Origin of the sequence: Nocardia sp. NPDC051929, assembly GCF_044548645.1 — a bacterium.
Taxonomy (GTDB): Bacteria; Actinomycetota; Actinomycetes; order Mycobacteriales; family Mycobacteriaceae; genus Nocardia; species Nocardia sichangensis.
The window spans coordinates 279,612-286,188 of record NZ_JBIUCG010000001.1; the positions used below are offsets into that span (position 1 = coordinate 279,612).

A 6,577-nucleotide genomic window follows, 5' to 3' on the forward strand; every position below is an offset into this window, starting at 1 on the left:
CTGTCAGGATTGAACTGACGACCGCTCGCTTACAACATCGAGCACGGCCTCTACCACTGAGCTACAGACGCGCAGCGGCTGGACGGAGCCCCCTGTCAGGATTGAACTGACGACCGCTCGCTTACAAGGCGAGTGCTCTACCACTGAGCTAAGGAGGCGGGAAAGCGGTTGTCATCATAGCCTGGTACGCCGTCCGCATCACAACGGAATCCGCGTTCGGCACCGAACGCGACCGTACCGGCCCGACAACCGCTTTCGAGCGAAGCGAGATCGAGCATGTGCCGTTCGCGGCCCAGCTCATAGCCGAGTGGCCGCCGCGTCCGCGACGAAGTCGCGAGCGGCGGTCACTCGGACGGGAGCCGTCAAGGAGTCACGAACACGCCGCGCCGGAGGCGCGGCAGATCAGACAGAGCCCTGACGAGCCGCGTCGTCCGCGGCCATGGCGTCGCGCAGGCTCTTCGGACGCATGTCGGTCCAGTTCTTCTCCACGTACTCGACGCAGGCGGCGCGGCTGTCCTCACCGAACACGACTCGCCATCCGGCTGGAACCTCTGCGAAGGCCGGCCACAGGGAATGCTGTTCCTCGTCGTTGACCAGGACGAAGAAGCGGCCGTCTTCATCATCGAAGGGGTTGGTGCTCAATTTCACCTCACTGGATACTGGCGCTATGTACGGGATCGCTCCTGGTTCGCACGGTGCCGGGTTGCTTCCAACCTCTGGCGCCGACAGACCCGAGCGTTGTTTCGACACTAGCAAGCAAGACGTTACGCCTGGGCGGTTACCTATGCCCGCACCTCGGCCGACTCGCAATCAGGACGCAAAGAAGTCCAGGAGAATCTTGTTCACCGCCTCCGGCCGCTCCAAATATCCGAAATGCCCGGCGTCCGGTACCTCCTGGTACCGCGCACCCGGAATGACCTCGGCGATCTCCCTGGACAGATACGGCGGAATCATCCGGTCGTCGGCGAATCCGACCGAAAGACATGGCACCCGGATCGCCCGGTAGGCCTGCACCCGGTCGAAATCGTGATCCATCCTGCGCTGGGCGCGAATGCCTGGCGAGACCGGCCCGCCGGTGAACTCGAACAGGTCGAGCCAGTCGCGCGCGGCGTTCGGCTCGGCCATGGTCGCAGGCGAGAGATTCATGACCGCGGTGATCGCCGCCTCGTATTTCGGCGGCAGTGTCACCCCGCCCGCGTCGAGTTCGTGTTCACCGAGCGAGAGCGTCTTCTGGAACTGGTCCAGCCGCCCGTGCCCGGCCATGAACACGGCCTTGCGGACCAGGTCGGGGCGGGCCAGTGCCAACTCCTGCGCCACACGCGCCCCCATCGAGGTGCCCACCACCAGCGCCGGGCCCTCGTCCAGGAATTCGATCAGGGCGGCGGTGTCGGCGGCCAGCTCGTCGATGGTCATGCCGGAGGCCGCTTCGAAGGACGGCGCGATCCCGCGGTTGTCGAACGTGCACACCCGGTAACCGGCCGCGACCAGGGCCGGAACCTGGTGCAGCTCCCACACCCGGCCGGGACTGCCGGTGCCCATGATCATGACCACCAGCGGCGCGGAGCCCTTGGCGCGGTCACCCTTCACCTGATAATTGAGGGAAATCCCGTTCACCGTGGCCAGCGGCATGTCGACCCTTTCGTGGAGTTGGTGCTGCGCTCCCCACGGTATAGGGACCAGCGAGGAAGGCACGTCGACCGGGGTGTCCTGGCGGCGCGCGCCGCCATTGCGCCAACGCCCCGGCGGGCGCGCCTCCCAGCGTCGCATACCATTGACTTTTCGCAGGGTAAGAGCGCACGAGCCGGGAGGACTTGACGATGGCCGCGAAGGGCAGCGCCAACGACATTGCGGACGACGATCTGGAACCACTCGCCGACGAAACGGCGCGTCAGGCGCAGCGAGTGGTCGCGGCCTACGCCGAGGACGCGGACGAATGCCGGATGTTGTTGTCTATGTTGGGTATTGGACCGAACGCTCGAGGCGAATAATCTCGTTCTCGACGCCAACGGCGACGTCGACTACACAACTCCAGCGGGATACAGCAACGCGCAAAGGATGCGTGAGTGGACCAGATGAATCCGTCCGACGACTCCGAGCACGCCAGAGACACCTCGACTGCTGACGCCGCGGCGGAAACCACCGGCTCCGGTGCTGGCTCCGGTTTCGTCGTCGTCGCCAACCGGCTCCCGGTCGACCTCGAACGACTGCCCGACGGCAGCACCAGGTGGAAACGCAGCCCGGGCGGTCTGGTGACCGCGCTGGAATCGGTCTTGCGCAACAACAAGGGGGCGTGGGTCGGCTGGGCGGGCGTCCCCAATGTCGACGTGGATCCGATCATCGAGGACGGCCTCGAACTGCATCCGGTCCCGTTGTCGGCCGACGAGGTGGCCGACTACTACGAGGGCTTCTCCAACGGCACGCTGTGGCCGCTGTACCACGACGTCATCGTGCGGCCGGTCTACGACCGCAGGTGGTGGAGCGCCTACGTCACCGTGAACCGGCGCTTCGCCGAGGCCACCGCCAAGGTCGCCGCCGAGGGCGCGACGGTGTGGGTACAGGACTATCAGCTCCAGCTGGTGCCCAAGATGCTGCGCATGCTGCGCCCCGACCTCACCATCGGGTTCTTCCTGCACATCCCGTTCCCGCCGGTCGAGCTGTTCATGCAGATGCCGTGGCGCACGGAGATCGTGGAGGGCCTGCTCGGCGCCGATCTCATCGGCTTCCACCTGCCCGGCGGCGCGCAGAACTTCCTCTATCTGGCGCGCAGGCTGGCCGGTCAGCCGACCTCGCGCGGGTCGGTCGGCGTGCGCTCCAAGCTCGGCGTCGTCCAGGTCGGTTTCCGCACGGTGCGCGTCGGCGCGTTCCCGATCTCCATCGCCTCCGCCGAGCTGGACGAGCACTCCAGGCGCAGATCGGTGCGCGAGCGCGCCGCCAAGATCCGGGCCGAGCTGGGCAACCCGAAGAACATCCTGCTCGGCGTCGACCGGCTGGACTACACCAAGGGCATCGATATCCGCCTCAACGCGCTCGAGGAGCTGCTCGTCGAGGGCCGAATCGATCCCGCCGACACGGTCATGATCCAGCTGGCCACGCCCAGTCGCGAGCGGGTGGAGAGCTACATCCAGATGCGCGGCGACATCGAACGCCAGGTCGGCCGGATCAACGGCGAGTTCGCCCGGGTCGGCTACCCGGTGGTGCACTACCTGCACCGTCCGATCCCGCGCGACGAGCTGGTCGCGTTCTTCGTCGCCGCCGACGTGATGCTGGTGACGCCGCTGCGCGACGGCATGAACCTCGTCGCCAAGGAGTACGTCGCGTGCCACAGCGGGCTCAACGGCGCCTTGGTGCTGAGCGAGTTCACCGGCGCCGCGTCGGAACTGCGGCAGGCGTACCTGTGCAATCCGCACGACCTGGACGACGTGAAGGACGCCATCGTCGCGGCGTTGGAGGACGAGCGCGACGTCAAACGCAGGCGGATGCGCTCGCTGCGCAGGCAGGTGCTGGCGCACGATGTTGATCGCTGGGCGCGGGCCTTCCTCGACGCGCTGGCGCAGGACCAGGTCGCGGGCAGCGCGCTGCTGACCGACGACGATGTCTATCCCGAGGACCGCTGAGTCCGACGTTCACAGGAATCACCCAGCTTCGGTCCAGGAAGTTCGCAGGCGAACAGCGGACGATGAAGCCATGAGTGGCGCCCCCGTGCAGCAGACACCCGAGGCCAGGGTGCTGGTGGTCGACGACGAGCCGATGATCGTCGAACTGCTCGCAGTGAGTCTGCGCTATCAGGGCTTCGAAGTCGACACCGCGGCCGACGGCGCGCAGGCGCTGGACAAGGCGCGCAGCTTCCGTCCGCAGGCGCTGATCGTGGACGTGATGATGCCCGGCATGGACGGCTTCGGCCTGCTGCGCAGGTTGCGGGCCGACGGCATCGACGCGCCCGTGCTGTTCCTGACCGCGCGCGACGACGTGCAGGACAAGATCACCGGCCTCACCCTCGGTGCCGACGACTACGTCACCAAGCCGTTCAGTCTGGAGGAAGTGGTGGCCCGGCTGCGGGTGATCCTGCGCCGCGCCGGGCACGCCGCGCCGCAGCGGGAAAGCTCGCGCCTCCGTTTCGAGGACATCGAACTCGACGACGACACCCACGAGGTGTGGAAGGCGGGCGAGCCGGTCGCGCTGTCGCCCACCGAGTTCACACTGCTGCGCTACTTCATGGTCAACGCGGGCACCGTGCTGAGCAAACCGCGCATCCTCGACCACGTCTGGCGCTACGACTTCGGCGGCGAGGTCGGCGTCGTGGAAACCTACGTCTCCTACCTGCGCAAGAAGGTCGACACCGGCGATACCCGGCTGATCCACACGTTGCGCGGCGTCGGCTACGTGATGCGCGCGCCCCACCGCAAGAGCGGTTCATGAGCCGGGGCCGGATCGTCGGCGCGCGCGCGAAGGTTTCCGGCTGGCTGTCCGCCGTTCCGCTGCGCGTGACGCTGATGGTTCTGCTGGTGCTCACGGCGGGGCTCGGCTTGCTCGTCTCCGGCATGGTGGTCACTTCGGCCCTGGAACAGCAGCTGACCGCCCGTACCGACCAGCAGTTGCGCGGAGTCGCGATGGAATGGTCCCGGCGTGGGCCGCCGCCACCGGTGCTGCCACCCGACCCACGCCACGCCCCGAGCCAGTTCTGGGTGCGTTCGATACGCACCGACGGGCGCGCGTTCCTCATCCCGGCGTTCGCCGTCGACGCGGAGCCGGTGCTGCCTGCCACGCCGCCGACGGGCCCGTACACCGTCGACTCCGCGAACGGAGGAGCGATCCGGTGGCGGGTGCTGACGCTGCGCACACCGGAGGGCACGACGACAGTGGCGCTGCCGCTCACGCAGAACACCGACACGGTGCACCGGCTCGTGGTGCTGGAGCTGATCGTCGGGGCGGTCGTCCTGGCCGTGCTGGCGGTGCTCGCGTACTTCATGGTGCGGCGCAGCTTGCGGCCGCTACGCCGAGTGGAGAGCACCGCCGCGGCCATCGCCCAAGGCGACCTGCACCGCCGGGTGCCGGTGCGCGACACCAACACCGAGGTCGACCGGCTGTCCAGATCGCTGAACGGGATGCTGACGCAGATCCAGCGCGCGTTCACCGCGACCGCCGCGTCCGAGGAGGCGGCCCGCCGGTCCGAGGACCGCATGCGCCGTTTCATCGCCGACGCCAGTCACGAGTTGCGCACCCCGTTGACGACGATCCGCGGGTTCGCGGAGCTGTATCGGCAGGGCGCGACCGACGATCCCGCCGCGTTCATGGACCGCATCGAGCGCGAATCCCAGCGGATGGGCGTGCTCGTGGAAGACCTGCTGATGCTCGCGCGGCTGGACGCGCAGCGCCCGCTGGAACTCGGCCCGGTGGACCTGCTCGCCGTCGCCAGCGACGGAGTGCACAACGCGCGCGCCGTGGTCTCCGCCGGGCACGCCGACGGGCCCGTCCGCACCATCGAGCTGCGGATCGAACCGGGCGAGGGGACGCTCGAGGTGATCGGGGACGAGGCGAGGCTGCGCCAGGTGCTGAGCAATCTGCTGAACAACGCCCTCACCCACACCGCGCCCGACGCGAAGGTGACGGTATTGCTCACCCCCGGCCCCGACGATGTGCTGCTCGAAGTGGCGGATACCGGTCCAGGACTGACAGCGGAGGACGCCGAGCGCGTCTTCGAGCGCTTCTACCGCGCCGACACCTCCCGCGCCCGCAGCAGCGGCGGCACGGGTCTCGGCTTGTCCATCGTGCAAGCGCTGGTGACGGCGCACGGCGGCGAGGTGGGCGTGCGCAGTACGCCCGAGGCCGGGACGACGTTCACGGTGCGGCTGCCGCGCACAGTGTCATCGGAATCGGCCTAGCGAATCCAGCGGACCGGCGTCAGACCGGCGTCACCGCCGACACCAACCAGTGCGAATCGGACTTCGTCAAGGAGACGCGTACCCGGCTGCCCGTGGTGGTGCCCTGCGGGGTGTCCTTGCTCGTCATCACCTGGTTGAGGAACAGCAGGACCTGCGCGTGCGAGCGGTCGGCGGAGATGACGCCGGCCGCCTGGGTGGTCGCAGTGACGGTGAGCTGCTTCTCCTTGGCGCCGGGAGCGATCTGCTTCTCGATCAGCGTCAGGTAGTCGGCGCGGAAGTCGCCGCTGAGGTTGTCGGCGGATTTGCGCAGCTCGGTGTCGACGGTCTGCGGGTTGTAGGTGAACATGGCCTCGAGAGTGCGGCCCGCCGTCGCGACCGCGTCCTTGCGCGATTGCTCGGCCTGCCGGTCATCCCAGTAGCGGTAGCCGTTCACGCCGCCGACGACCGCGGCCGCCGCGACGACCACACCGAGGACCGCTAGCAGGATCTTGGCGCGAATGCCGTTCATACTCATGCTGTGTCCTCTCCGGCATGAACGGGGCCCTGCGTGGTCACGCTCCGCTGCCGCCTCCGGGCCTGACCGTTCATGCTGTGTCCGATTCCGGCATGAACGGGGCCCTGCGTGGTCACGCTCCGCTGCCGCCTCCGGGCCTGACCGTTCATGCTGTGTCCGATTCCGGCATGAACGGGGCCCTCGT

General features: G+C 68.0%; 7 protein-coding genes and 1 tRNA gene. 4 read left to right on the top strand and 4 right to left on the bottom strand.

The window, feature by feature from the left end; genetic code table 11:
• Window positions 1-86: 86 nt before the first annotated feature.
• The 3 genes from ACIHAX_RS01055 to ACIHAX_RS01065 all read right to left on the bottom strand — a co-directional run bounded on the left by ACIHAX_RS01055 (window position 87) and on the right by ACIHAX_RS01065 (window position 1,629).
• Window positions 87-158: transfer RNA gene (locus ACIHAX_RS01055), tRNA-Thr, on the bottom strand.
• Between the two features lie 244 nt (window positions 159-402).
• The gene (locus tag ACIHAX_RS01060; RefSeq protein WP_067795192.1) at window positions 403-642 is read right to left on the bottom strand and encodes an MbtH family protein; all 240 of its coding nucleotides are present in this window, start codon (window positions 640-642) and stop codon (window positions 403-405) included.
• Window positions 643-810: 168 nt separating this feature from the next.
• Complete coding sequence (locus ACIHAX_RS01065; RefSeq protein ID WP_355077054.1) at window positions 811-1,629, bottom strand: alpha/beta hydrolase; 819 nt, start codon at window positions 1,627-1,629, stop codon at window positions 811-813.
• Window positions 1,630-1,817: 188 nt separating this feature from the next.
• Here ACIHAX_RS01065 and ACIHAX_RS01070 point away from each other — a divergent pair, with 188 nt between their 5' ends.
• From ACIHAX_RS01070 to ACIHAX_RS01085, 4 genes are all read left to right on the top strand, one after another.
• Window positions 1,818-1,988 (top strand): hypothetical protein, encoded by a 171-nt coding sequence (locus ACIHAX_RS01070; protein ID WP_169334155.1) that lies wholly within the window; start codon window positions 1,818-1,820, stop codon window positions 1,986-1,988.
• Window positions 1,989-2,072: 84 nt separating this feature from the next.
• Window positions 2,073-3,614 carry a trehalose-6-phosphate synthase gene (locus tag ACIHAX_RS01075; RefSeq protein ID WP_364425229.1) on the top strand — a complete coding sequence of 514 codons (1,542 nt, stop codon included), beginning with the start codon at window positions 2,073-2,075 and terminating at the stop codon, window positions 3,612-3,614.
• Window positions 3,615-3,684: 70 nt separating this feature from the next.
• Window positions 3,685-4,416 (top strand): response regulator transcription factor, encoded by a 732-nt coding sequence (locus ACIHAX_RS01080; RefSeq protein WP_067795068.1) that lies wholly within the window; start codon window positions 3,685-3,687, stop codon window positions 4,414-4,416.
• Window positions 4,413-5,879, top strand: coding sequence for a sensor histidine kinase (locus tag ACIHAX_RS01085; RefSeq protein ID WP_397275134.1), 1,467 nt, complete (start codon window positions 4,413-4,415; stop codon window positions 5,877-5,879). Before ACIHAX_RS01080 ends, ACIHAX_RS01085 begins: the two co-directional genes overlap by 4 nt.
• A 19-nt stretch (window positions 5,880-5,898) precedes the next feature.
• Here ACIHAX_RS01085 and ACIHAX_RS01090 read toward each other — a convergent pair whose 3' ends face one another.
• The gene (locus tag ACIHAX_RS01090; RefSeq protein ID WP_355076913.1) at window positions 5,899-6,393 is read right to left on the bottom strand and encodes a h domain protein; all 495 of its coding nucleotides are present in this window, start codon (window positions 6,391-6,393) and stop codon (window positions 5,899-5,901) included.
• Between the last annotated feature and the right edge of the window lie 184 nt (window positions 6,394-6,577).

Coding starts and splice junctions, on each gene's coding strand:
- ACIHAX_RS01080 (WP_067795068.1), top strand. CDS start 3,685: ATGAGTGGCGCCCCCGTGCAGCAGACACCCGAGGCCAGGGTGCTGGTG.
- ACIHAX_RS01075 (WP_364425229.1), top strand. CDS start 2,073: ATGAATCCGTCCGACGACTCCGAGCACGCCAGAGACACCTCGACTGCT.
- ACIHAX_RS01090 (WP_355076913.1), bottom strand. CDS start 6,393: ATGAGTATGAACGGCATTCGCGCCAAGATCCTGCTAGCGGTCCTCGGT.
- ACIHAX_RS01070 (WP_169334155.1), top strand. CDS start 1,818: ATGGCCGCGAAGGGCAGCGCCAACGACATTGCGGACGACGATCTGGAA.
- ACIHAX_RS01085 (WP_397275134.1), top strand. CDS start 4,413: ATGAGCCGGGGCCGGATCGTCGGCGCGCGCGCGAAGGTTTCCGGCTGG.
- ACIHAX_RS01065 (WP_355077054.1), bottom strand. CDS start 1,629: ATGCCGCTGGCCACGGTGAACGGGATTTCCCTCAATTATCAGGTGAAG.